This is a genomic window from Sphaerotilus sp. (genome assembly GCF_031429695.1).
In the GTDB taxonomy this organism is placed as follows: Bacteria; Pseudomonadota; Gammaproteobacteria; order Burkholderiales; family Burkholderiaceae_C; genus Sphaerotilus.
This window is the reverse complement of sequence record NZ_JANPAB010000061.1, coordinates 103,863-127,130: the sequence shown is the minus strand read 5'-3', so window position 1 is coordinate 127,130 and position 23,268 is coordinate 103,863. Positions and strand designations below refer to the sequence as shown.

Here is a 23,268-nt window from a genome sequence, read left to right as displayed (position 1 = left end):
GGGGCCCGGAACGTGAGAGCGAAGCCTTACAGCGTACGCGCCACTTCCTTGATCTCGAAGAACTCCAGCTGATCGCCTTCAGCGATGTCGGTGTAGTTCTTGAGCTTGATACCGCACTCGAAGCCTTCCTTGACTTCCTTCACATCGTCCTTCAGGCGGCGGATCGAATCGACTTCGCCGGTGTAGATGACGATGTTCTGGCGCAGCAGGCGGAACTTGCAGTTGCGGCGCACCAGCCCCGCGGTGACCATCGAGCCGGCAACGGTACCGATCTTGGTCGCCACAAACACCGTGCGGATTTCGGCAGAACCAATCGCCTCTTCGCGCTGCTCCGGTGCCAGCATCCCCGACATGGCGGCCTTGATCTCGTCGACCGCGTCGTAAATGATGTTGTAGTAACGCAGGTCCACGCCGTTGTTGTCGGCGAGCTTGCGCGCACCGGCATCTGCCCGGGTGTTGAAGCCGATGATGACCGCCTTCGAGGCAATCGCCAGATTGACGTCCGACTCGCTGATGCCGCCCACCGCCGCGTGGACGATCTGCACCTTGACCTCGTCGGTCGAGAGCTTGAGCAGCGAGGTGGCCAGAGCCTCCTGCGAACCCTGCACATCGGCCTTGATGATCAGCGGCAGCATTTGTGCGGCGCCTTGGCCCATGCCCTCGAAGATATTTTCGAGCTTGGCGGCCTGGCGCTTGTTCAGCGTCACTTCGCGGTACTTGCCCTGGCGGAACGTGGCGATTTCACGGGCACGGCGCTCATCGACCAGCACCATGAACTCATCACCAGCACGCGGCACCTCGGTCAAGCCCTGGATTTCCACCGGGATGGAAGGCCCAGCTTCCTGGCACGCCTTGCCGTTCTCGTCGAGCATGGCACGCACGCGGCCATAGCTCTGACCCGCCAGCACAGCATCGCCGCGCTTGAGCGTACCGGACTGGATCAGCACCGTCGCGACCGGGCCGCGGCCCTTGTCCAGACGGGCTTCGATCACGAGGCCCTTGGCGAGTGCGGCCACCGGGGCGCGCAGCTCCAGCACTTCGGCCTGCAGCAGCACCTGCTCCAGCAGCGCGTCGATGCCCTGACCCGTCTTGGCCGAAACCAGACAGAACGGCGATTCCCCACCGAACTCTTCCGGGATCACGCCTTCAGCGACCAGTTCGCTCTTGACCCGTTCGAGGTTCGAGTCGGGCTTGTCGATCTTGTTGATCGCGACCACGATCGGCACCCCCGCCGCCTTGGCGTGGTGGATGGCTTCCTTGGTCTGCGGCATCACGCCGTCGTCCGCCGCCACCACCAGGATGACGATGTCCGTCGCCTTGGCACCGCGGGCACGCATCGCCGTGAAGGCTTCATGGCCCGGGGTGTCGAGGAAGGTGATCACGCCGCGCGCGGTTTCCACGTGGTAGGCACCGATGTGCTGCGTGATGCCACCCGCTTCACCCATGGCGACACGGGTGGTGCGGATGTAGTCCAGCAGCGACGTCTTGCCGTGGTCGACGTGACCCATGACTGTGACCACTGGCGGACGGGGCAGCGATTCGCCAGCCTCGGCCGCGTTTTCCTCTTCGAGGAACGCATCCGGATCGTCCAGCTTGGCCGGGAATGCCTTGTGACCCATTTCCTCGACGAGGATCATGGCCGTTTCCTGGTCGAGCTGCTGGTTGATGGTGACCATCTGACCCAGCTTCATCAATTGCTTGATGACCTCGGACGCCTTGACCGACATCTTGTGCGCCAGATCGGCCACCGAGATGGTTTCGGGCACATGGACTTCGTGGATCTGGACTTCGACCTGCGGTGCGAAGCGTTCGTTGCTGTGGTCATGGCGTTCGCCACGGCGACCACCTGAACGGCCAGCCGGCCCACGCCATGCGGTGCCACCACCCGGACGCGGCGGATCGGTGCGACCCTTGGCGGCGGCGCGCTTCTTGGCAGCGTCATCAGCCCAGCTCGACGAAAGCTTTTCGGACTTGACCGCCTTCTTGTCTCCGGGCTTGTCGCCTGGCTTGGCGGCCGTCGTCGGCGTCGTGCCGGGCGCACCCGGCTTCGGACGGTGGATCGTGCCCTTGATGCCATCCTTGCCAGCGGCAGCCCCTGCCGCGGCGGGCGCGACCGGTACTGGCTTCGGCTCTTCAGGTTTCTTGGCAACCAGCACCTTGCTCTTGCGCGACATCATGTCGCGAATCGCAGCAGCTTCCGCTTCGGCAGCCTTGCGACGGCGGTCCTGTTCCACCAGACGCTGCGCCTCGCCAGCAGCCGCATCGGCCGCCTTGACGACACGGGCGCCGGCACCCGGCAGCGACGGCGCTTGCACACCACGCACCGGCGTCACAGCCACCGAAACCGGCGACGCGGCCACACCACGCGGGGGCACCGGCATCGGCACATTCGGAGCACGCACTGGCTGCTGGACAGCCTTTTCGGCAACCGCAGAGACCACCGTCGGCGCAACCTCGACCACCACCGGCGCAGCGACCGGAGCTTCCACCACAGCCGCTGCAACCACCGGAGCCACCACCACGGGGGGAGCAGCACCACGGCGCGCACCGGCAGGACCATTGCCACGGCGATGCGAATTCAGGGCAGCGACTTCCACCGCCGCACGGGCCTGGGCTTCGGCACGGGTGCGGGCCTGGGTTTCGCGGGCCAGCGCATCCTTGGCTACCTGCGCTTGCGCCGCCAGCTCGGCATCGCTCACCACAACAGCAGCTTGCGCACGGGCGGCGGCTTCTCGCTCGGCTGCTTCGCGTGCCACCGCATCGGCGGAGGCACGGGCCGCAGCAGCAGCAGCAGCAGCAGCAGCCTCCTCGATAGCAGTGCGCTCGGCCGCCTCTTGGCGCGCACGGGTTTCGGCAGCCTGGCGCTCAGCTTCTGCAGCCTGGACTTGGCGGCGCAGTGCTTCAGCGGCCTCATCAACACTGTCATCGACAGACGGCAGCTCGAACTCTTCCGAGTCCCCCATAACCAGCGGCTCCGAAGCCGCAGCGCCCGAGACGAAGTCATCACGCTTGACGAAGGTGCGCTTCTTGCGCACTTCCACCTGGATCGTGCGGGCCTTGCCCGAGGCATCGGCCTGCTTGATTTCGCTGGTGGACTTCTTGGTCAGCGTGATCTTCTTGCGATCTCCGCCGACCGTGCCGTGCGAGGTGCGCAGGTAAGCCAGCAGGCGTTCCTTGTCGGCCTCGGTCAAGGGATCCCGGTCGGACTCCTTGCTCACTCCGGCGTGTTGAAGTTGCTCGAGCACAGTCGATACCGAACTTTTGAGTTCGGCAGCGAACTGGGCAACGGTGGTCACAGCCATGTGTTTGTTTCCTTGGGACGTGCGTCGTGTGCGGTCGGGTCGGACAGAGTGAGCGTTCAGGCGGTGAACCAGTGTTCACGGGCCTTCATGATCAGGGCCTTGGCCGCCGCTTCGTCGATGCCCGTCATCTCCGTCAGCTCATCCACGGCGAGATCGGCCAGATCATCGCGGGTGTGGACACCGCCTTCGGACAGCTTGGCGACCAGTTCGGGGGTGACCCCCTCCACATCACGCAAGTCCTGGGTGACTTCCTCGACGCGCTCTTCCTTGGCGATTTCCATCGTCAACAGCACGTTCTTGGCGCGGGTCCGCAATTCCTGCACCGTCTCTTCGTCAAAGGATTCTATTTCCAGCATTTCCTGCAGCGGCACGTAGGCCACTTCTTCCAGGCTGGTGAAACCTTCGGCGATCAGAATGTCGGCCACCTCTTCATCCACGTCGAGCCTGTCGACGAAGAGTTTGCGGATGCCGTCGCTCTCCTGAGCTTGCTTGGCCACCGATTCCTCAGCGGTCATGATGTTAATGCGCCAGCCGGTCAGCTCGGATGCGAGCCGCACGTTCTGGCCGCCACGACCGATGGCGATGGCGAGGTTTTCCTCGTCCACCACCACGTCCATGGCGTGTTTTTCCTCGTCCACCACGATCGACTGGACATTCGCCGGAGCCAACGCACCGATCACGAATTGCGCCGGATCTTCCGACCACAGCACGATATCCACCCGCTCGCCGGCGAGTTCATTGGTCACGCCGTTGACCCGCGAGCCACGCACGCCGACACAGGTGCCAATCGGATCGACCCGCTTGTCGTAGGACACGACGGCGATCTTGGCGCGCGAACCCGGATCACGGGCGCAACTCTTGATCTCCAGCAGCCCCTGCTCGATCTCGGGCACTTCCTGGCGGAACAGCTCGATCATGAAGGACGGCGCCGAGCGCGACAGCACGATCTGCGGGCCACGCAGCGTCGGGTCGATCTCGATCATCATGGCCCGCACACGGTCACCGCTGCGCAGGTTTTCCTTGGGGATCAGCTCGCTGCGCTTCAGACGCCCTTCGACCCGGCCGCTCTCGATGACGAGATCGCCCTTGTCAAGCCGCTTGACCGTACCGGTGAAGATCTTGTCGCCGCGCGACAGGAAATCGTTCAGCAGCTGCTCGCGCTCTGCATCACGGATCTTCTGCAGAATGACCTGCTTGGCGGCCTGCGCGCCGATCCGCCCGATAGGCACGGACTCGACCGACTCTTCGAGGTAGTCGCCCACGTCGATGTCGTCAATCTGCTCCTTGGCTTCGAAATGCAGGATCTCAGCCTCGGCCTGCTGCAGACCCGCCTCGTCCGGCACGACGTGCCAACGGCGGAAAGTCTCGTAGGCACCCGATTCGCGATCGATCGCGACGCGGATATCAACTTCGCCTTCATAGAGTTTCTTGGTGGCCGATGCCAGTGCCAACTCGACGGCACCAAACACGACTTCACGATCCACGTTTTTCTCACGCGAGATCGCATCCACCAGCATCAACAGTTCGCGGTTCATTCTTCGTGACCTCCGGATTCCTGTGTCGCCCCGCCCGCCGCCGCATCTCGCCGGCTGCGCCCCTTGAAATCCACCACCGGTACCAGCCGGGCATCGCGGACCTCATCAAGCACAAACCCCAGTACGTGGCTTTCCTTGCCTTCATGGAAAACCAGTTCGAGACCTGCAGCAGGGTCGTCGCCCACCACGCGCAACACGCCGCGGTATTTCTTGCGTCCCTGGAAAACCACCTTGAGCGTCAGATCGATTTCCGATCCGGCAAATCGCACGAAGGCGTCCAACCGCCTGAGCGGCCGGTCCAGACCCGGGGAAGACACTTCGAGCCGCTCGTATTCGCAACCCTCCACTTCCAGCACACGCTGAAGCTGGCGGGTCACCTGCTCGCAATCTTCCACGGTAACGAATTCGCCCGGCCCGGTCGGATAAACGACGTCGGGCATCCGGTCGATATAGACGCACAGCAACCCCCGAAGACCACGCTCGCAATCCACGAGGTCGTAGCCCAATCCGGTCACGGTGCGTTCGACAGCCTGCTGCCAATTCATCAATGCAGTACAAACGGCAGCCTCTTAGCCGCGCAACCACGGTAAACACCCAAGGGTGCCCACGTCGTCACGCCAGCCGGCTGCCGCGCTCCTTCCGGTGCCTTGCGGCGGTTCAAGCAAAAAAAATGGGCTGGATTCATCCGCCCATTCAGCGTTTTAGCGAAAGGGTGATGATACCCGACACAAGCCACGCGGGCAACCACTGCACACTGACTGCTCCGGTGCGTGCGAGAATCCGTTGTTTCGAACACTGATCATCCACTGATCCACATCTCGGAGAGTCCATGGGTTTTCTCGCAGGCAAGCGCCTTTTGATCACCGGTCTGTTGTCGAGTCGCTCGATCGCCTACGGCATTGCCAAGGCATGCCACCGCGAAGGCGCCGAACTGGCGTTCAGCTATGTCGGCGAGCGCTTCAAGGACCGCACCACCGAATTCGCACAAGAGTTCGGCTCCTCGTTGATCTACGACTGCGACGTCGGCAGTGACGAACAGATCCAGCACATGTTCGATGAGCTCGGCCAGGCTTGGCCAGAAGGCTTTGACGGTTTCGTGCACTCGATCGGCTTCGCGCCACGCGAGTGCATCGCTGGCGAGTTTCTCGACGGACTGAGCCGCGAAGCCTTCCGCATCGCACATGACATCTCGGCCTACAGTTTCCCAGCGATGGCCAAGGCGGCCTTGCCGCGCCTGCGGGAGCGCAGTGCCCTGCTGACGCTGAGCTACCTGGGTGCTGCGCGGGTCGTTCCGCACTACAACACCATGGGTCTGGCCAAGGCGTCGCTCGAAGCCAGCGTGCGCTATCTGGCGTCCAACCTGGGTCCGCAAGGCATCCGCGTGAACGGCATCTCGGCCGGCCCGATCAAGACGCTGGCCGCAAGCGGCATCAAGGACTTCGGCAAGCTCATGGCCATCTTCACGCAGAACGCCCCCCTGCGCCGCCTGGTGACCATCGACGATGTGGGCAACGTCGCCGCATTCCTGCTGTCGGACCTGGCCGCTGGAATGACCTCGGAGATCACCTATGTCGACGGCGGATTCAGCCACGTCATGGTCGGCTCGGCCGACGCCTGATCCGCGGTCGATCGCAACCCGCCATGCGCGCCCTGCTCGCTGAAGACGATGCCATCCTCGCCGACGCGCTGGGAGCGAACCTGCGCGCGGCGGGCTTCGACGTCGAGGTGGCAGACAACGGCGCCGTGGCAGAGTACCTGCTGACGCGGCAGACCTTCGACGTCGGCATCATCGACATCGGCCTGCCACTGGTCGATGGTCTGACAGTGGTGCAGCGCGTGCGGGCCGCCAAGCCCGGCATGCCGCTGCTCATCCTGACCGCGCTCGACGGCCTGCACAACCGCGTGGCCGGCCTCAACGCGGGTGCCGACGACTACTTGACCAAACCCTTCGACTTCCCCGAACTCGAAGCGCGCATCCGCGCCGTGCTGCGCCGCAGTCAGCCCGCACCACCCGCCGGCACACCGCTGGAGCCGGCCGATGCACTGATGGTCGGCCAACTCCAGTTCGACCGCGATGCGCGCCGGGTGACGATCGCAGGCCAGCCGGTCGATCTCTCGCCAAGAGAATGGCTGCTGCTGGACCTGCTGCTGAGCCAGCGCCGCAAGGTCATCACCAAGGAGCAGATCGCGCAGGCGTGGTCCACCGATGTCTCCGAAAGCGGCGGCCCCAGCTCGCTGGAGGTCTACATCCACCGCCTGCGCCGCAAGCTCGAAGGCTCCGGCGTCGGCATCCGCACCGTGCGCGGGCTGGGTTACTTGCTCGAAACCCAGGACTGACCTGCCCGTGCCCGTGCATCGCGGCGACACTGCGCTGCCATGCTGAATCTCCTTCAACCCCTGCTCAGCCGATTGCCGGTGGTGTCTCCTGGCAGCCGCTCGCTGCGCCGCCACCTGCTGGCCTGGCTGCTGCTGCCGCAGCTCGTGCTGTGGCTGGCGGCCGCGGCCGTGACCTACAACGTCGCCGTGCGCTATGCCGACCGCGCCAACGACCACGGCCTGTACCTGTCATCGCGCGCACTGGCGAGGCAGGTCAAGCCGATCGACAGCGGCCTGTTCGTCGACTTCCCGCGCGCGGCCAAGGACATCATCGAGGCCGATCCGGACGACCGCGTCTACTACATGGTCAGCAGTCCGCCCGGTGAATTCATCCTCGGCAACCACAAGCTGCCGCCGCCGCACAACGCCGACGCGCTGCGCCCCGACCGCCCCACTTTCTACGACGGTCAGGTCGAGACCTCGACCGGCACGGTGCAGGTGCGCGTGGCCGCCATCCTGCTGGACTATGGCGATCCGGCACTGCAGCGCCGCATGATGGTGCAGGTGGCCAAAAGCCGTGTCAGCCGCGAGGCGCTGGCGCGCGACATTCTCATCGACACGCTGCTGCCGCTGTCGGTGCTGGTGCTGGCGATGTCGGGACTGGTGTGGGCGGGGATACGCACGGGACTGGCTCCACTGGCGAGGCTGCGCGAAGCAGTCAGCGGCCGGGGACCGAACGACCTCGCGCCCATCGAGCTGCAATCCGCGCCGGAAGAGGTGCGCGACCTCGCTGCAGCGGTCAACACGCTGCTGGCGGCCGTACACGCGTCAGTGGTGGAACAGCGGCGCTTCATCAGCGACGCCGCCCACCAGTTGCGCACCCCGCTGGCCGGCCTGAAGAGCCAGTCCGAACTCGCCCTGAAGGAAGCCACCGACCCCGCGCTGCGCGCCCGGCTGGAGATGGTGCGTGAAAGCGCCACCCGCAGCGCCCACCTCGTCACCCAGTTGCTCACCCTCGCCCGCGCCGAGCCCGAATCGCTGGCCACGCTCGGGCGCAGCCGGTTCGATCTGCGCCGCCTCGTGCAAGACCTCACGGCGGAAATGGTGCCCCGTGCGCTGAATGAAGGCATCGATCTCGGGCTGGACGACGATGGCCACCCCGACGATGCCCCCGAGCCAGCGGTGACCATCGAAGGCAATGCGTTGTTAATCCGTGAAGCCATCGTTAATGTGATCGACAATGCCATTCGCTACGCCGGCCGGGGCAGCGAGATCACGGTGCGGGTGCGCGAGGTGCGGGCGGGGCCTGGACAGCAGCCCACGGCAACCGTGGAAATCGATGACACCGGGCCAGGTCTGCCACCCACCTTGCACGAACAGGTGTTCGACCGCTTTTTCCGAGGCACCAATGAGGGCCGAGGCTGCGGACTCGGCCTGGCGATCGTCAAGGAGATCGTCGAGCGTCACCGTGGACGTGTCCGCCTGGAGTCACGCCAACCGCGGGGTCTGCGGGTGGTGGTGCAGTTGCCGACCACCTGATCCGGCCAGACCGCGGACTGTCAGGGGTTTCACCTAGTGTTAATTTTTTAAAGAAATATTAATCTTCGACTTCGTTCTCACCCACCACCGTTTTTGATTCCGGAGTGCATATGAAAAAGTTGGAGATGACCCGCCGCCCCGCCCAGACCCTGCTGGCTGTTGTTGCTGGCCTGAGCATGGCGGGCCTGTCGCAAGCCGGTGAAGTCGAAGTGCTGCACTGGTGGACCTCGGGTGGCGAGGCCAAGGCCGCGTCTGCCCTGAAAGCCACGCTGCAAGGCAAGGGCCACACCTGGAAGGACTTCGCCGTCGCAGGCGGCGGTGGTGATTCGGCCATGACCGTGCTGAAGTCGCGTGTCGTGTCGGGCAACGCCCCGGCCGCTGCCCAGATCAAGGGCCCGTCCCTGCAGGAGTGGGCCGCTGAAGGCGTGCTCGCCAACATCGACGACGTGGCCAAGGCCGAGAAGTGGGACAGCCTGCTGCCCCCGGTCGTCGCCAACGTCATGAAGTACAAGGGCAACTACATCGCCGCTCCGGTGAACGTTCACCGCGTGAACTGGCTGTGGGCCAACCCGGAAGCCTTCAAGAAGGCTGGCGCCAAGGTGCCGACCAACTGGGACGAGTTCTTCGTCGCTGCGGACAAGCTCAAGGCTGCGGGCATCATCCCCGTCGCCCACGGCGGCCAGAACTGGCAGGACTTCACCACGTTCGAGAGCGTTGCGCTCGGCGTCGGTGGTGCCGAGTTCTACAAGAAGGCGTTCGTGCAGCTCGACCAGGCCACGCTGAAGAGCGCGACCATGGAAAAGGTGCTGACCACGTTCAAGAAGGTGCATGACTACACCGACAAGAACGCCCCGGGCCGTGACTGGAACCTGGCGACCGCGATGGTCATCAAGGGCGAAGCCGGCATGCAGCTGATGGGCGACTGGGCCAAGGGCGAGTTCGTGGCCGCGGGCAAGGTGCCGGGCAAGGACTTCGTCTGCGCCGCCGCTCCCGGCACCGCCAAGTCCTTCACCTTCAACGTCGACTCGTTCGCGATGTTCAAGCTGAAGAACGACAACAACGTGAAGGCCCAGAAGGACCTGGCCGCCGCGATCATGTCGACCGACTTCCAGGAAGTGTTCAACCTGAACAAGGGTTCGATCCCGGTTCGCCTGAACATGGACCTGAGCAAGTTCGACGACTGCGCCAAGCTGTCGTCCAAGGACTTCGTCGAGACCGCCAAGACCGGTGCGCTGGTGCCGTCCGTCGCCCACGGCATGGCCATCCCGTCGGCCGCCGCTGGCGCGATCCAGGACGCGGTCAGCCAGTTCTGGAACAGCGACAAGATGACCGCCGCTGACGCCATGGCCAAGATCGCCACGGCCGCACAGACCAAGTAAGTCCACCGGCAGCTCCGCGGCTGCCCACCCACAGCCACCGGCTCTCAACCAGCCGGTGGCTTCGTTTTCACCTGCGGGACACACGACATGGCCTCCCCTAGCGCCGCTGCGCGTCTGGACCACTGGCTGCCCCGGATCGTTCTGGCGCCCAGTTTCCTTCTCTCCTTCCTCTTCATCTACGGCCTGATCGCCTGGAACGGCTACCTGTCGGTCTCCGCTTCGCGACTGCTGCCGAACTACGAATTTGTCGGACTGCACCAGTACACGTTGCTGTTCGCCTCCGAGCGCTGGATGGTCGCGCTCAAGAACCTCGGCATCTTCTCGACGCTGTTCATCGGCCTGTCGATGGCGGTCGGCCTGCTGCTGGCGATCCTGCTGGACCAGAAGATCCGCGCCGAAGGCGTGCTGCGGACCGTCTACCTCTACCCGATGGCCCTGAGCTTCATCGTCACGGGTACCGCGTGGAAGTGGATCCTGAATCCCGGCCTGGGCATCGAGCACCTGATGCACGGCTGGGGCTTCCCGAACTTCAGCTTCGACTGGCTGGTGAACCCCGATTACGCGATCTACACCGTCGTCATCGCCGGCGTGTGGCAGAGCGCGGGCTTCGTGATGGCGCTGTTCCTGGCGGGCCTGCGCGGCATCGACGACTCCATCATCAAGGCGGCCCAGATCGACGGCGCCTCGCTGCCGCGCATCTACTGGCGCATCGTGATCCCGAGCATGCGGCCGGTGTTCTTCAGCACGCTGATGGTGCTGGCACACATCGCCATCAAGAGCTTCGACCTGGTGATGGCGCTGACCGCAGGCGGCCCCGGTTTCGCGACCGACGTGCCGGCGACCTTCATGTACACGATGGCCTTCACCCGCGGCCAGATCGGCCTGGGCGCGGCCTCGGCGACCGTGATGCTGGCGACGGTGGCGGCGATCGTCGTGCCGTATCTCTACAGCGAGCTGCGCTCGCGTGACCGTTGAGTCCGGAGCACGCAACACCATGAAACACCACGTCAACCGACTGATCCTGTGGTCCCTGCTGGGGCTGTTCGCGGTCTTTTTCCTGCTGCCGCTCTACGTCATGCTGGCCACCTCGCTGAAGGACATGGCCGAGATCCGCGACGGCAATCTGCTGTCGTTGCCTGCAGGACTGGACTTCACCGCCTGGGGCAAGGCCTGGTCCACTGCTTGCACCGGCATCGACTGCGGCGGCCTGCAGCCCTACTTCTGGAACTCGATGACGATGATCATCCCGGCCGTGGCCATCTCGACCACGCTCGGGGCGCTCAACGGCTACGTGCTGACGAAGTGGCGCTTCAAGGGCAGCGAGCTGCTGTTCTCGTTCATGCTGTTCGGCGTGTTCATGCCGCTGCAGGTGGTGCTGCTGCCGATGTCGCAGGTGCTGGGCTGGATCGGGCTGTCGGACTCGGTGTGGGGCCTCGTCTGTGTCCACGTGCTGATGGGCCTGGCGTCCACCACGCTGTTTTTCCGCAACTACTACCTGAGCCTGCCAGACGAGCTGATCAAGGCGGCCATGCTGGATGGTGCGGGTTTCTTCCGCATCTTCTGGCGCATCGTGCTGCCGCTGTCGGCGCCGATCCTGGTCGTCACGCTGATCTGGCAGTTCACCAACATCTGGAACGATTTCCTGTTCGGCGTCGTCTTCTCCGGCGCGGACTCCAAGCCGATCACGGTGGGCCTGAACAACCTGGCCAACACCTCCAGCTCGGTCAAGGAATACAACGTGGACATGGCCGCCGCGATGATCGCCGCGCTGCCGACGCTGTTCGTCTACGTCGTCGCTGGCAAATATTTCGTGCGTGGCCTGACCGCCGGCGCCGTCAAGGGTTAATAGGATCCACACATCATGGGCGCACTTTCCATCCGCAACGTCCGCAAGAGCTACGGCGAGACGAACATCCTCAAGGGCATCGACCTGGAGATCGACAAGGGCGAGTTCCTGATCCTGGTCGGGCCGTCCGGCTGCGGCAAATCGACGCTGCTGTCGATGATCGCCGGCCTGGATTCGCCGACCTCGGGCACGATCCACATCGGCGACCGCGATGTCACCCACGAACTGCCGAAGAACCGCGACATCGCCATGGTGTTCCAGAGCTACGCGCTCTACCCGAACATGAACGTGGCCGAGAACATCGCCTTTGGTCTGGAGATGCGCAAGGTGCCCAAACCCGAGCGCGAGAAGGCCGTGGCCCGCGTGGCCAAGATGCTGCAGATCGAGCACCTGCTGGCGCGCAAGCCGGGCGCCTTGTCCGGTGGTCAACGTCAGCGTGTGGCGATGGGCCGGGCGCTGGCGCGGGATCCGCTGCTGTTCCTGTTCGACGAGCCGCTGTCCAACCTGGACGCCAAGCTGCGCGTCGAGATGCGCGCCGAGATCAAGCTGCTGCACCAGCGCACCAAGACGACCACCGTCTACGTGACGCACGACCAGGTGGAAGCCATGACGCTGGGCGACCGCATCGCCGTGATGAAGGACGGCGTGGTGCTGCAGTTCGGCTCGCCGGACGACATCTATGCGCGGCCCGCCACGGTGTTCGTCGCCGAGTTCATCGGCTCGCCGGCCATGAACATGGTGCAGGCGCAGGGCAGCGCGCAAGGCGTGGTCGCCAGCGGCGTGGCGCTGCCGACCAGCGCGGCGCAGCAGGCCGCCGTCAAGCCCGGCCAGAAGCTCATCTACGGTCTGCGCCCCGAGGCGCTGAACTTCGCCGACAGCGGCGTGGCCGGCGAGATCACGATGCTGGAGCCAACCGGCCCGGAAACCTACGTCAGCGTCAGGACCGCGGCGGGCCTGCTGGTCGTGCGCGCACCGGGCAAGGTGCTGCACGCAGTCGGCGACCGGGTGCACCTGAACTGGGGCACGCACGACGTGCACCTGTTCGACGCCGAGAGCCAGAAGCGCCTCGCCGACTGATCGCCACGGATTGAAGTAGGCGAGAAACCGACGGCGCGCTACGATGCGCGCCGTCGGCGCTTGTGTTTCCGGCCGCTCCTCCAGAGCCACCGACTCCCTTGAACCTCCCTCATCGCCCCTGCCTGCCATGACCACTCGCTCGCCCTTCCCCCGTCTTGTGGCCGACGTCGGCGGCACCAACGCCCGCTTCGGCTGGATCGCCGAGGAAGGCGCTGCCATCGACGCCGTGCGCACCCTGCCCTGCGCCGAACACGCCACGCTCGCCGACGCAGTGCGGGCCTATCTGGCCGGCCTCGGCCGGGGGCAGCCGGGCTCGATGGCCATGGGCATCGCCAACCCGATCACCGGGGACGAGGTCCGCATGACCAACCACCACTGGCAGTTCTCGATCTCGGCGCTGCAGGCCGAACTCGGGCTGCAGCGGCTGGTGGTGATCAACGATTTCACGGCGCTGGCGCTGTCGCTGCCTTCGCTGCAGCCGCACGAGTTGCGGCAGGTCGGCGGTGGCGCCGCGCGGGCGCATGCGCCGATGGCGCTGATCGGACCGGGGACCGGGCTGGGCGTGTCGGGGTTGGTGCCCGCGGGGGCGCAGTGGGTAGCGCTGGCCGGCGAAGGCGGTCACGTCACGCTGCCGGCCACCACCGAGCGCGAGGCGGCATTGATTGCGCTGCTGGGCCAGCGTTATGGCCATGCGTCGGCCGAGCGCGCCATCTGCGGCGCGGGGCTGGTGGCGCTGTATGAAGCCGTGTGCGTGCTGGATGGGGCCATCGCCGAGCCGTCCAGCCCGGCCGATGTGACCACGCGCGCGCTGGGTGGCACCTGTGTCCGCAGCGCCGAGGCGGTGGCGCATTTCTGCGCGCTGCTGGGCAGCGTGGCAGGCAATCTGGCGCTTACGCTGGGGGCGCTGGGTGGGGTCTACATCGGCGGTGGCATCGTGCCGCGGCTCGGCGAGGCCTTCGACCGCTCGGATTTCCGCCAGCGCTTCGAGGCCAAGGGGCGCTTCAGCGCCTATCTGGCGCAGATGCCGGTGTTCGTCATCGATGCCAGTGTGTCGCCGGCGCTGCTGGGCGTCGCGCGGGCGCTGGACCAGGAACTCTGAACGGACACGAAACATGAAAAAGCCGCAGCGTCTGCTGCGGCTTTTTTCATGCAGGAACGTGATCAGGCGGGCGTCAATGTGAATGCATAGGTAGCCGCGGGCTCATACGGCACGATCTCGGCAGTCCACTTGCCATCGGTCGACTGCTTGACCATCACCTTGACCGGGAAGGTCAGCTTGTCCTTCTGGATGAAGCCAGGGACGTCGTTGTAATTCCAGGTCTTGGTATAGACCTCGCCCGACTTGGCAAACGCAATCTGCAGCGTCACGAAGGTCTGGGCCGGAATCGGTGCACGCACCTTGGTGGCAGCAATCCAGTAGTTGCCGGCACGCAGCTTGCTTTCGTCGCAAGATGCGTAGTAGTGCTCTGGTCCAACCGTTCGGCTGTCCGCGTCCAGGAAGCCGGAAGTGCCGACCAGCGTCGCGCCGCCGCCGCCCTTGCCGACGTCGCCGGTATCGGTGAAGTGCACGTAGTCGCCAGACGGCTCAATGACCTGCAGGTCAAAGTCGTTCTGGATGTCTTCCATCAAGCCCGTGACGGTATTGAGCTTCTGACCAATCGCCGCCGCAGGTACCGCCCACGACAGCGTCGCGGTAAAGAAGCCCTGGTTCTGCGCAGGTGTAGGAATGGTCAGCGTGGCCATTGTCGCGGTCAGCGAGGACTGCAGCGCCACCGCCGGCAATGCAGTCAATTCCTGCTTGAGCACGGTCTTGTCCGTCGGCGAACCCAGCTTCGCGAATGCCTTGTCGGCGAACAGCGTGCCTTGCGAGTACCCAACCATCAGCAGCTTCTGGCGCTCGGTGTAGAGCGCCTGGGCACGCGCCAGTTGGCGGGCCGCCATCGTCGTGCTGACCTTCAGTTCAGCCTCGAGATCGGTCTTCGCCTTGGTCGCCAGGCTGGTGACGGTGGCGGGATAGGCCGAGGTGATCGCCAGGAAACGGGAATCACCGGACTTGGCCGCCAGCACTGACCAGTTGTCGGCACTGCCGGACGCCATGTCCCAGAAGTATTCCCAGTTCTGGGTCAGCGCGCCGTCCAGCAGCTTGCGGTATTCGCCGGCCAGCGCCTGGAAACGCGATTCGGTGGCACCGCTGGCGGTGCCGGCGGTGCTGTAGAAGGTCTCATAACGCACCGGCTCGGGCTCGACCTTGCCGGTCGTGGTCGTCGCGGTCTCGGCGGCACCCGTGTACTTGCCGTGGCGCGAGATGCGCAGCGCGGCGCGCTGGGCATCGGCGTCTTCAGGGGTCGCAAAGGTGCCGTTGTAATAGGCGACGACGTAGCCGCCATCGGGTTCACAGATCGTCGAGGCCGCTTGCGCGATGCCCAGCGAGCCGGCCGCCAGCAGACCGAGGACAGCGCCTGTCAGAGGACGGAGGAAGGTGCGGGGGGTACGGGTATTGCGGCGATCAAACACAGCCGTCTCCTTGGGGTGCGCGGGCCACGGTGTCGTTGACCAGTTCGACATACTTGAGATAGGCAGTGACGCGGGCATCGGTGTTGACCGTCACGCGGCGCAGGTCGGCCACCGTCTTGTAGCCGGCCTCGATCGAAGGCGCCTTCTGCATGATGCATTCCACGGCGTCGCTGGAGGCCAGGCGCGCCGCACGCACGGCGGTGTCGTCGGTCAGCGTCAGGGTCAGCACGGTCTGGTAGGACTTGGCCAGCTGGGCTGCTGCTTTGGGCAGATCGCCGGCATAGCCCTGGGTGCCGATCCACGCCGTGACGTCGTCCCGCACGCCATCGCCGTTAGCATCGGTTCCCGCCACCGCTGTGGAACGGTCCAGCGTCAGCAAGGCCCCACTGGTCTGCAGTCTGGTCATCACCGTTGCAGTCGGCTCAGCCACCACAGCAGCACTGCCCCCACCACCACCACCGCACCCTGTCAGCACACCCAGGGCCACCAGCCCCAAGAGTCGAGTTGTCTTGTTCAGCATCGATTCCACGCAATATAAGTTTAGGTTTTGTCGCGTCGAACAGTCTCACCCGATGAGCCTGCCGTGAAGTTCACGAGTCGCAATTCCGGTGGATCCTGCTGCCCGACGAAACACATTCTCGAACCGCAAGGGAAGTCGACACACCCTCTATTCAGGTGGTCATAAATTGAACATTTCCACTAATGCCAATTAAGCAGCATTCGGCGCCCCGGCATCCGAGGCCAGGGCGCCGATCAGCACCAGCAACCCCGCCTCGTCGAGGATGGACAGGCCCAGCGCCTGAGCCTTTTCCAGCTTCGAGCCGGCCTCTGCCCCCGCGACCAGGTAGTGCGTCTTCTTCGAGACCGAGCCACTGACCTTGCCCCCTGCCGCCTCGATCAGGTCCTTGGCGGCGTCACGGCTCAACGTCGGCAGTGTGCCGGTCAGCACCAGTGTCAGGCCGGACAAGGGCAACACTTCGGCACTGGGAACACCGTCACTTTCCTCCCAGACCAGCCCGGCCACACGCAATTGCTCCACCACTTCGCGGTTGTGCGGCTGGTCGAAGAAGGTGCGCAGGCTCTGCGCCACCACCGGACCCACATCGGCCACCTCCACCATCTGGTCCGCCGTGGCGTCCATCAGCCGGTCGATGCTGCCGAAATGCCGCGCCAAGGCCTTGGCCGTCGATTCACCGACATGCCGGATACCAAGCGCATACAGGAAGCGCCCCAGCGTCGTGTGCCGGCTCTTCTCCAGCGCATCGACCAGGTTCTGCGCACTGCGTTCGCCCATGCGGTCCAGCGCCGCCAGCTTGGCCACACCCAGCCGGTACAGCTCGGGCAGCGTGCGCACGATGCCGGCGTCGACGAGCTGCTCGGCCACCTTGTCGCCCAGCCCCTCGACATCCATCGCCCGTCGGCCAGCGAAGTGCAGGATCGCCTGCTTGCGCTGCGCCGGGCAGAACAGGCCACCGGTGCACCGCCAGTCGGCCTCGCCCTCCTCGCGCACGATGTCGCTGCCGCAGACCGGGCAATGCCCGCCAAGACGCTGGTACAGGTCGAACGGCTCGCCCACATTCGGCGGCCGGCGCTCCAGCACCACGCCGACCACCTCCGGGATCACGTCACCGGCCCGGCGCACGATGACGGTGTCACCCGTGCGCACGTCCTTGCGCCGGGTCTCGTCCTCGTTGTGCAGCGTGGCGTTGCTCACCGAAGTGCCGCCGACGAAAACCGGCTCCAGCTTGGCCACCGGCGTGAGCTTGCCGGTACGGCCGACCTGGATGTCGATCTCGCGCACGGTGGTCATCTGCTCCTGGGCCGGGTACTTGTGCGCCACCGCCCAGCGCGGCTCGCGGCTGACGAAGCCGAGCTGGCGTTGCAGGGCCAGATCGTCGACCTTGTAGACCACGCCGTCGATGTCGAAGGGCAACTGGTCGCGCTGGGCACCGATGCGCTGGTGGAACGCTGCCAGCCCGTCGGCCCCCTCCACCACCGCCCGTTCGGCGCACACCGGCAGGCGGAAGGCGTCGAGCGCGTCCAGCACGCCGCTGTGCGTGGCCGGCAGTGCCCAGCCCTGCACCTCGCCCAGCCCGTAGGCGAAGAAGCTCAGCGGACGCTCGGCAGCCAGCGCCGGGTCGTGCTGGCGCACCGCGCCGGCGGCGGCGTTGCGCGGGTTGACATAGGTGCGCTCGCCCTTGTCGCCCCGGGCAATGCGTTCGCGCTGGCGCTCGTTGAGCCGGTCGAAGTCGTCGCGGCGCATGTAGACCTCGCCGCGCACCTCCAGCACCGCTGGCAACCCACCCGGCACGTCACGCAGCCGCAGCGGAATCTGGCCGATGGTGCGGATGTTTTGCGTCACGTCCTCGCCGCTCTCCCCGTCGCCACGGGTGGCCGCCTGCACCAGCACACCGTCCACATAGCGCAGGTTGATCGCCAGCCCGTCAAACTTCAGCTCGCAGGCGTAGCGCAACGGTGGTGCATCCTCGCCCAGACCCAGCTCACGCCGGACGCGGACGTCGAAGGTGCTGGCACCGGTCGCTTCGGTGTCGGTCTCGGTCCGGATGGAGAGCATCGGCACGGCATGACGCACCGCCGCGAAACCATCGAGCACCTGGCCCAGCACCCGCTGCGTCGGTGAATCGGCGGTGCGGAGTTCCGGCCGTGCGGCTTCAAGAGCCTGAAGGGCCTGGAAGAGTCGGTCGTACTCGGCGTCGGGAATTTCCGGCGCGTCGAGCACGTAGTAGCGGTGGGCGTGGTGGTGCAGTTGCCGGCGCAGTTCGGCGGCCTGCTCGGCAGGAGAGGCCTGCGTATCGGGGCCGCAGGAGATGTCCGGCGGCGACGAGAAGAGATCGGTTTGCGACATGCGCGCCAGTGTAGGCGCGCGCCCGGCTCAGGTGAACCCGGCTGGTCTAGCTGAACAGACGCCGCGCAGCCGGTGATCCCGCCGCCAGTTCGAACTCCGCAAGCTTGGCGTACAGGCCGTCCAGATCCTCGCGGATCAGCGTGAACGCGCCGGCGTTGAGCGGGCGCCCTTCGTCGTCGTTGACATCTGCGTCGAGTGCGATGGCGAGCGCCTGCCCGGAGGCGCACCAGGCGTTGAACGGCTGCTCGGCCTGTGGCGTCTGTGGCACGTCGAACACCAGCGCCATCTCGGACACCCAGGAGTGGTCCGGATCCTCGGCCAGCGCGGCCTGGGCGTCGAACACCAGCGCCAGCACGGGCGGCGCACCGTCGTCGCGGCCCGGCAGGATGAGCCGGCCCGGCACAGGTCCGCTGACAAAGCCATGCCGCGCCGCATGCTGCTGGATCCAGCTCACCGGCCACTGGCCGTGGCGGGCCGTCAGACGCATGGCGAGCTGTGCGTCATGGTGCACCGCCACCCGGTCGAGCGAGCGCGCCCGGGCCACCACATCCAGCATGTCCGGAAACTCGGCCTCCGCCGACAATGGCTCGGCAAAGCGCTGGATGATCTGGACAAACTCGGAATATTCGATCTCGTTGACGGCCCCAAGCCGGTTGGCCAGTTGCAGCCCGGCACGCAGCTCGGCGTAGGTCTGGCCGGCCAAAGGCGTTTCCCACTCGCCGGTCCGGCTGTTGCAGGCCTCGATCAGGAAGGGCTTGCCACCCGCACGGCGCGACGGCGGCCAATGCGCCAACACCGCCTCGCCAGACAAGGGAAGCTCGGGCAACAAGCGGGCAATGGCGTCGATCAGCGGATCGATGCGCAGGGCGGCCACCGCGCGGCGTGCAAGCACGTTCAGGGCTGCGGGCACAGCGGTCAGACGCTGTTCGAGCACCTCGACAGGCGAGGCAAGCGGTGCGGCATCCAGCGGCATCGGCTCGGTCGGTGCCTGCGCCTCCTCGAAGCTCGGCTCCAGGTACCCCGTGGTCACGGCGGCGGCACTCGGCACGACGGGATCCGCTGCCTGCAGCCGCGGTGGACGCACCTTGCCGCCGACACGGCGGGTCTGCCAGGCGCCATGCCCGACGACAGCAGCGAGCACCAGCCCACCAACGATGGCCAACCAAACTTGCAAAGAATTCATCGGTCCCCGGGTTCCTGGTCATGGCCTGAACAGTGTGTCTTGCCGCCTGCGTCGCCGCTCACGGTAGCTCAGCCAGTGAGACTGCCGCGTCCATGTCGACCGCGACGATGCGCGACACACCTTGTTCCTGCATTGTCACGCCGATCAATTGCTCGGCCATCTCCATCGCGATTTTGTTGTGCGAAATGAAAAGAAACTGCGTGCCAGACGACATTTGACGGACCAGACGGGCATATCGCTCGGTATTCGCATCGTCCAGTGGTGCATCCACCTCATCGAGCAGACAGAACGGCGCCGGGTTGAGCAGGAAAATCGCGAACACCAGCGCAATGGCCGTGAGGGCTTTCTCGCCGCCGGAGAGCAGGTGGATGGTCGAGTTCTTCTTGCCCGGCGGCTGTGCCATGACTTGCACGCCTGCGTCGAGAATCTCCTCACCCGTCATCACCAGTCGGGCCTGACCGCCACCGAACAGGCTGGGGAACATGCGCCCGAAACCGTCATTGACCTGATCAAACGTGGCCTTGAGCAGGTCGCGGGTTTCCAGATCGATCTTGTGGATCGCGGCTTCCAGCGTCTGCATGGCCTCGCTGAGGTCGGCCACCTGCGCGTCCAGGAACTGCCGGCGCTCTCTGGCCGCACCGAGTTCATCCAGTGCGGCCAGGTTCACGGCACCCAGCGCGTTGATCTCGCGCTGGATGCGGTCGATTTCGCCCTGCAAGCCATGCAGGCGCACGCTGCCTTGCTCGATGCCGGCGGCCAGCGCCTCCAGATCGACCGCCGCCGCCTGCAGCTGCTCCAGGAACTGTGCACCACCGAGCTGCGCGGCCTGTACCTCAAGCTGCAGCCGAGTGATCTCGTCGCGCAGCGGCTGCAGGCTGCGCTCATGCGCGGCGCGCTGCTCGTCGGCGCGGCGCATCTGCTGCGAGAGTTCATCCCAGGTCTGGCGAACAGCGGCCAGCGCCTGCTCGCGCCCGACCCGCAACGCCAATGCTTCCTGCAGACCGCCTTCCGCGGCAGCGTCATCCAGTCCAGCCAACTCGGCGGTGAGCTGCTCCAGCGCACGCGCGTTGACGGTGAGCTGCTGCGCCGCCGTTTCCAGCCCGCGTTGCAGCTCGCCCCGACGCGCCAGCAGCGAACGGGCCGCGAACTGCGCCTCCTGCGCCGTGCGCTCCAGGCCGCGCAGTTGCTCGCGGGCATCCGCCAGCCGACGCTCGGCGCTGATCACCGCGTCTTCCAGCTCGGCGTGGCGCTCCTGCTCAGTGGCGAGCATCAGGTCCAGCTCTTCAAACCGCGCCTCACCGGTCACGCGACGCTCTTCGATGTCCTCGATCTGCGCATCGACCTCGGCGAGTTCGGCGTCCAACTGGTCGCGGCGGCGCGTGACCTGCTCGGCCTGCTGCGTCAGGCGCAGAACCTCGACCTGCAACTGGTGCGCCCGCGTCTGGCTGTCGGCAGCGTCGCGGCGGGCGCTGGCGAGCCGCTGCGCCGCGTCGGTGTAGGCCGCTTCGGCGCGGACCAGCGCGCTGCGGGCGTCATCGGCCATCAAGGCTTGCGCACGAACCTGCGTTTCCAGGTTCTCGATTTCCTGCGCCCGCGCCAGCATCCCGGCCTGCTCCGAATCCGGCGCGTGGAAGCTCACCGCGTAGGCGCTCACCGCGTGGCCAGCCGGCGTCAGGATCAGCTCGCCGTGCGTCAGCCGGCTGCGCAGCGCCAGTGCCTCCTCGACATTCACCGCCGTGTAGACCCCTTCGAGCCAGTCGTTCAGCAGCGCCATCAGCCCCGGATCACCCACCCGCAGCAGGTCGGTCAGCCGCGGCAAGGTGCGGTGCGTGTTGGCGATCGCGGTCGTTGGAGGCGAATAGAAGGCGAGCTTGGCCGGCGGCGGGTCCAGATCAAAGCCACGCACTGTCTCGATCCGACCCACCTCCAGCGCCTGCAGCCGCTCGCGCAGGGCCGATTCGAGCGCGGTTTCCCACCCCGGTTCGATGTGGAGACGGCGCCACAGGCCCTGCAGCCCGTCCAGCCCGTGCCGCGCCAGCCACGGCCGCAGCTTGCCTTCGGTCTGCACCTTCTCCTGCAGCGCCCGCAGCGCGTCGAGCCGGGCGGTCAGTGCCGACTGCCGGGCGGACTCGCCATTGGCCGCGCTCTGCTGACCGCGGCGCTGCTCGTCGAGCGTGGGCACGAGGTCGGACAACTCGTGCAGCCGGGCATCGGCCAGTTCCTGCACTTCCTGCGCCCGCACCAACTGGAGGCGCAAGTCGCTGAGGCGGTGGTCTTCAGGTGTGCCAAGCTGACGCCGTTCGCTGCCCAGACGCTCGCGGCGGGTCTGCAGCTCCCGGCTGCGCTCGTCCAGGTGGCGTGACTGCGCGGCCAGCACCTGGATCTGCTGCTGCACCTCGCTGGCGCGGGTGCGTTGCGTGGCAGCGCGCTGGCTGGCCTGGCGCAGCGTGTCCTCGACGGCAGGCAGCGCCATCGAACGCTCTTCCACCTGCGCCGCGAGGATCTCGCCCTGCTCCTCCGCTGCGGCGAGCTGTTCGGCCAGCGTCTCCAGCTCGGCCTCGGCGTGTTCGCGGCGCAGCGTCCATTGCTGCGTCTGCACGCTGATCTCGGCTTGCCGCTGCAGGCCGCGCTGGCGCGCATCAACGACGTGGCGGATGCGCTCCTCCAGCCGGCTGACCTGCATCGCGGCTTCAGCCAGCACGGACTGGGCTGCATGCAACCCGTCGCTGGCGTCGTAGTGCGACTGGCGCAGCGATTCCTGTTCGGCCTCGACGTGGCGCAGCTCTGCGGTACGCAACTCCAGCGCATTGGTGGCTGCCAGCTCGGCGAGCCGGACGCGCTCGCGCTCGCTGGTGGCATCACGGTGCTTGAGGAACCAGAACTGGTGCAGTTTGAGCGTGCCGGTGTCCTGCAGCGTGCGGTAGCGCAGCGCGACCTCGGCCTGCGCTTCGAGCTTGTCGAGGTTGGTCGTCAGCTCGCGCAGGATGTCGTCCACGCGGGTCAGGTTCTCGCGGGTGTCCTTCAGGCGGTGTTCGGTCTCGCGGCGGCGTTCCTTGTACTTGGACACGCCGGCCGCTTCCTCCAGAAACAGCCGCAATTCCTCCGGCCGCGATTCGATGATCTTGCTGATCGTGCCCTGGCCGATGATGGCGTAGGCGCGCGGGCCCAGACCAGTGCCGAGGAACACGTCCTGCACGTCGCGCCGGCGCACCGGCTGGTTGTTGATGTAGTAGGTGCTGGTGCCGTCGCGGGTGAGCACGCGCTTGACGGCGATCTCGGCGTACTGGTTCCACGAGCCGCCCGCCCGCCCGGCGTCGTTGCTGAACGCGAGTTCGACGCTGGCGCGGCTGGCCGGCTTGCGGTTGCCGGAGCCGTTGAAGATCACGTCCTGCATCGACTCGCCGCGCAGCTCGCTGGCCTTGGACTCGCCCAGCACCCAGCGCACGGCGTCCATGATGTTCGACTTGCCGCAGCCATTGGGGCCGACCACTCCAACGAGTTGCCCGGGCAGCTGGAAATGCGTCGGATCGGCGAAGGATTTGAAGCCCGAGAGCTTGATCGAATTCAGGCGCATCGACGCGTTGCCGTGGTGTCAAGTCGTTGATTTGAATGGTATTTTCACCCGTTTGCGGCAGCGAAGGGCGGCCGCGATGATAGCACCCGCCCTGCGCCAGACCACGAACTTGGGCACACTCTCGGGTCATCCCGAAT

At 66.0% G+C, this 23,268-nt stretch carries 16 protein-coding genes; 8 read left to right on the top strand and 8 right to left on the bottom strand.

From position 1 onward, the window contains the following. Positions 1-26 precede the first annotated feature (26 nt). The 3 genes from infB to rimP are packed head-to-tail and all read right to left on the bottom strand — an operon-like array spanning position 27 to position 5,382. Positions 27-3,302 (bottom strand): translation initiation factor IF-2, encoded by a 3,276-nt coding sequence (gene infB, locus RMP06_RS11895; protein WP_310461990.1) that lies wholly within the window; start codon positions 3,300-3,302, stop codon positions 27-29. Positions 3,303-3,358: 56 nt separating this feature from the next. Further along, entirely contained in the window at positions 3,359-4,837 is a 1,479-nt protein-coding gene (nusA, locus tag RMP06_RS11890; protein WP_310461989.1) for a transcription termination factor NusA, read from the bottom strand. Beyond that, on the bottom strand, positions 4,834-5,382 hold the full coding sequence (rimP, locus tag RMP06_RS11885) for a ribosome maturation factor RimP (RefSeq protein ID WP_310461988.1): 549 nt from the start codon (positions 5,380-5,382) through the stop codon (positions 4,834-4,836). Before rimP ends, nusA begins: the two co-directional genes overlap by 4 nt. Positions 5,383-5,666: 284 nt before the next feature. Here rimP and fabI point away from each other — a divergent pair, with 284 nt between their 5' ends. The 8 genes from fabI (at position 5,667) to RMP06_RS11845 (ending at position 14,093) form a co-directional block, all read left to right on the top strand. Beyond that, on the top strand, positions 5,667-6,455 hold the full coding sequence (gene fabI / locus RMP06_RS11880; RefSeq protein ID WP_310461987.1) for an enoyl-ACP reductase FabI: 789 nt from the start codon (positions 5,667-5,669) through the stop codon (positions 6,453-6,455). A 23-nt stretch (positions 6,456-6,478) separates the two neighbouring features. Beyond that, positions 6,479-7,174: a response regulator transcription factor gene (locus tag RMP06_RS11875; protein WP_310461986.1), complete on the top strand. Its 696-nt coding sequence runs from the start codon at positions 6,479-6,481 to the stop codon at positions 7,172-7,174. A gap of 39 nt (positions 7,175-7,213) precedes the next feature. Next, entirely contained in the window at positions 7,214-8,692 is a 1,479-nt protein-coding gene (locus RMP06_RS11870) for a sensor histidine kinase (RefSeq protein WP_310461985.1), read from the top strand. A gap of 125 nt (positions 8,693-8,817) precedes the next feature. After that, a complete protein-coding gene (locus tag RMP06_RS11865) occupies positions 8,818-10,071 on the top strand; it encodes an ABC transporter substrate-binding protein (RefSeq protein WP_310461984.1) in 1,254 nt (417 codons plus the stop codon). Positions 10,072-10,158: 87 nt separating this feature from the next. Beyond that, positions 10,159-11,046, top strand: coding sequence for a carbohydrate ABC transporter permease (locus RMP06_RS11860; RefSeq protein ID WP_310461983.1), 888 nt, complete (start codon positions 10,159-10,161; stop codon positions 11,044-11,046). Positions 11,047-11,065: 19 nt separating this feature from the next. After that, positions 11,066-11,917, top strand: coding sequence for a carbohydrate ABC transporter permease (locus RMP06_RS11855; RefSeq protein ID WP_310461982.1), 852 nt, complete (start codon positions 11,066-11,068; stop codon positions 11,915-11,917). A 15-nt stretch (positions 11,918-11,932) separates the two neighbouring features. Then, a complete protein-coding gene (locus RMP06_RS11850; protein WP_310461981.1) occupies positions 11,933-12,994 on the top strand; it encodes an ABC transporter ATP-binding protein in 1,062 nt (353 codons plus the stop codon). A 127-nt stretch (positions 12,995-13,121) separates the two neighbouring features. Next, positions 13,122-14,093 (top strand): glucokinase, encoded by a 972-nt coding sequence (locus tag RMP06_RS11845; RefSeq protein WP_310461980.1) that lies wholly within the window; start codon positions 13,122-13,124, stop codon positions 14,091-14,093. Between the two features lie 62 nt (positions 14,094-14,155). Here RMP06_RS11845 and RMP06_RS11840 read toward each other — a convergent pair whose 3' ends face one another. From RMP06_RS11840 to smc, 5 genes are all read right to left on the bottom strand, one after another. After that, positions 14,156-15,508, bottom strand: coding sequence for a hypothetical protein (locus RMP06_RS11840; RefSeq protein WP_310461979.1), 1,353 nt, complete (start codon positions 15,506-15,508; stop codon positions 14,156-14,158). Further along, positions 15,501-15,914, bottom strand: coding sequence for a hypothetical protein (locus RMP06_RS11835; RefSeq protein ID WP_310461978.1), 414 nt, complete (start codon positions 15,912-15,914; stop codon positions 15,501-15,503). Before RMP06_RS11835 ends, RMP06_RS11840 begins: the two co-directional genes overlap by 8 nt. A 303-nt stretch (positions 15,915-16,217) precedes the next feature. After that, positions 16,218-18,374, bottom strand: coding sequence for an NAD-dependent DNA ligase LigA (ligA, locus tag RMP06_RS11830; RefSeq protein WP_310461977.1), 2,157 nt, complete (start codon positions 18,372-18,374; stop codon positions 16,218-16,220). A 46-nt stretch (positions 18,375-18,420) separates the two neighbouring features. Further along, complete coding sequence (locus tag RMP06_RS11825) at positions 18,421-19,557, bottom strand: cell division protein FtsZ (protein ID WP_310461976.1); 1,137 nt, start codon at positions 19,555-19,557, stop codon at positions 18,421-18,423. A gap of 58 nt (positions 19,558-19,615) precedes the next feature. Further along, complete coding sequence (smc, locus tag RMP06_RS11820; RefSeq protein ID WP_310461975.1) at positions 19,616-23,131, bottom strand: chromosome segregation protein SMC; 3,516 nt, start codon at positions 23,129-23,131, stop codon at positions 19,616-19,618. Positions 23,132-23,268 lie beyond the last annotated feature (137 nt).

Coding starts and splice junctions, on each gene's coding strand:
- fabI (WP_310461987.1), top strand. CDS start 5,667: ATGGGTTTTCTCGCAGGCAAGCGCCTTTTGATCACCGGTCTGTTGTCG.
- RMP06_RS11850 (WP_310461981.1), top strand. CDS start 11,933: ATGGGCGCACTTTCCATCCGCAACGTCCGCAAGAGCTACGGCGAGACG.
- nusA (WP_310461989.1), bottom strand. CDS start 4,837: ATGAACCGCGAACTGTTGATGCTGGTGGATGCGATCTCGCGTGAGAAA.
- RMP06_RS11865 (WP_310461984.1), top strand. CDS start 8,818: ATGACCCGCCGCCCCGCCCAGACCCTGCTGGCTGTTGTTGCTGGCCTG.
- ligA (WP_310461977.1), bottom strand. CDS start 18,374: ATGTCGCAAACCGATCTCTTCTCGTCGCCGCCGGACATCTCCTGCGGC.
- RMP06_RS11875 (WP_310461986.1), top strand. CDS start 6,479: ATGCGCGCCCTGCTCGCTGAAGACGATGCCATCCTCGCCGACGCGCTG.
- RMP06_RS11855 (WP_310461982.1), top strand. CDS start 11,066: ATGAAACACCACGTCAACCGACTGATCCTGTGGTCCCTGCTGGGGCTG.
- RMP06_RS11835 (WP_310461978.1), bottom strand. CDS start 15,914: ATGACCAGACTGCAGACCAGTGGGGCCTTGCTGACGCTGGACCGTTCC.
- RMP06_RS11860 (WP_310461983.1), top strand. CDS start 10,159: ATGGCCTCCCCTAGCGCCGCTGCGCGTCTGGACCACTGGCTGCCCCGG.
- rimP (WP_310461988.1), bottom strand. CDS start 5,382: ATGAATTGGCAGCAGGCTGTCGAACGCACCGTGACCGGATTGGGCTAC.
- RMP06_RS11870 (WP_310461985.1), top strand. CDS start 7,214: ATGCTGAATCTCCTTCAACCCCTGCTCAGCCGATTGCCGGTGGTGTCT.
- infB (WP_310461990.1), bottom strand. CDS start 3,302: ATGGCTGTGACCACCGTTGCCCAGTTCGCTGCCGAACTCAAAAGTTCG.
- RMP06_RS11825 (WP_310461976.1), bottom strand. CDS start 19,557: ATGAATTCTTTGCAAGTTTGGTTGGCCATCGTTGGTGGGCTGGTGCTC.
- RMP06_RS11845 (WP_310461980.1), top strand. CDS start 13,122: ATGACCACTCGCTCGCCCTTCCCCCGTCTTGTGGCCGACGTCGGCGGC.
- smc (WP_310461975.1), bottom strand. CDS start 23,131: ATGCGCCTGAATTCGATCAAGCTCTCGGGCTTCAAATCCTTCGCCGAT.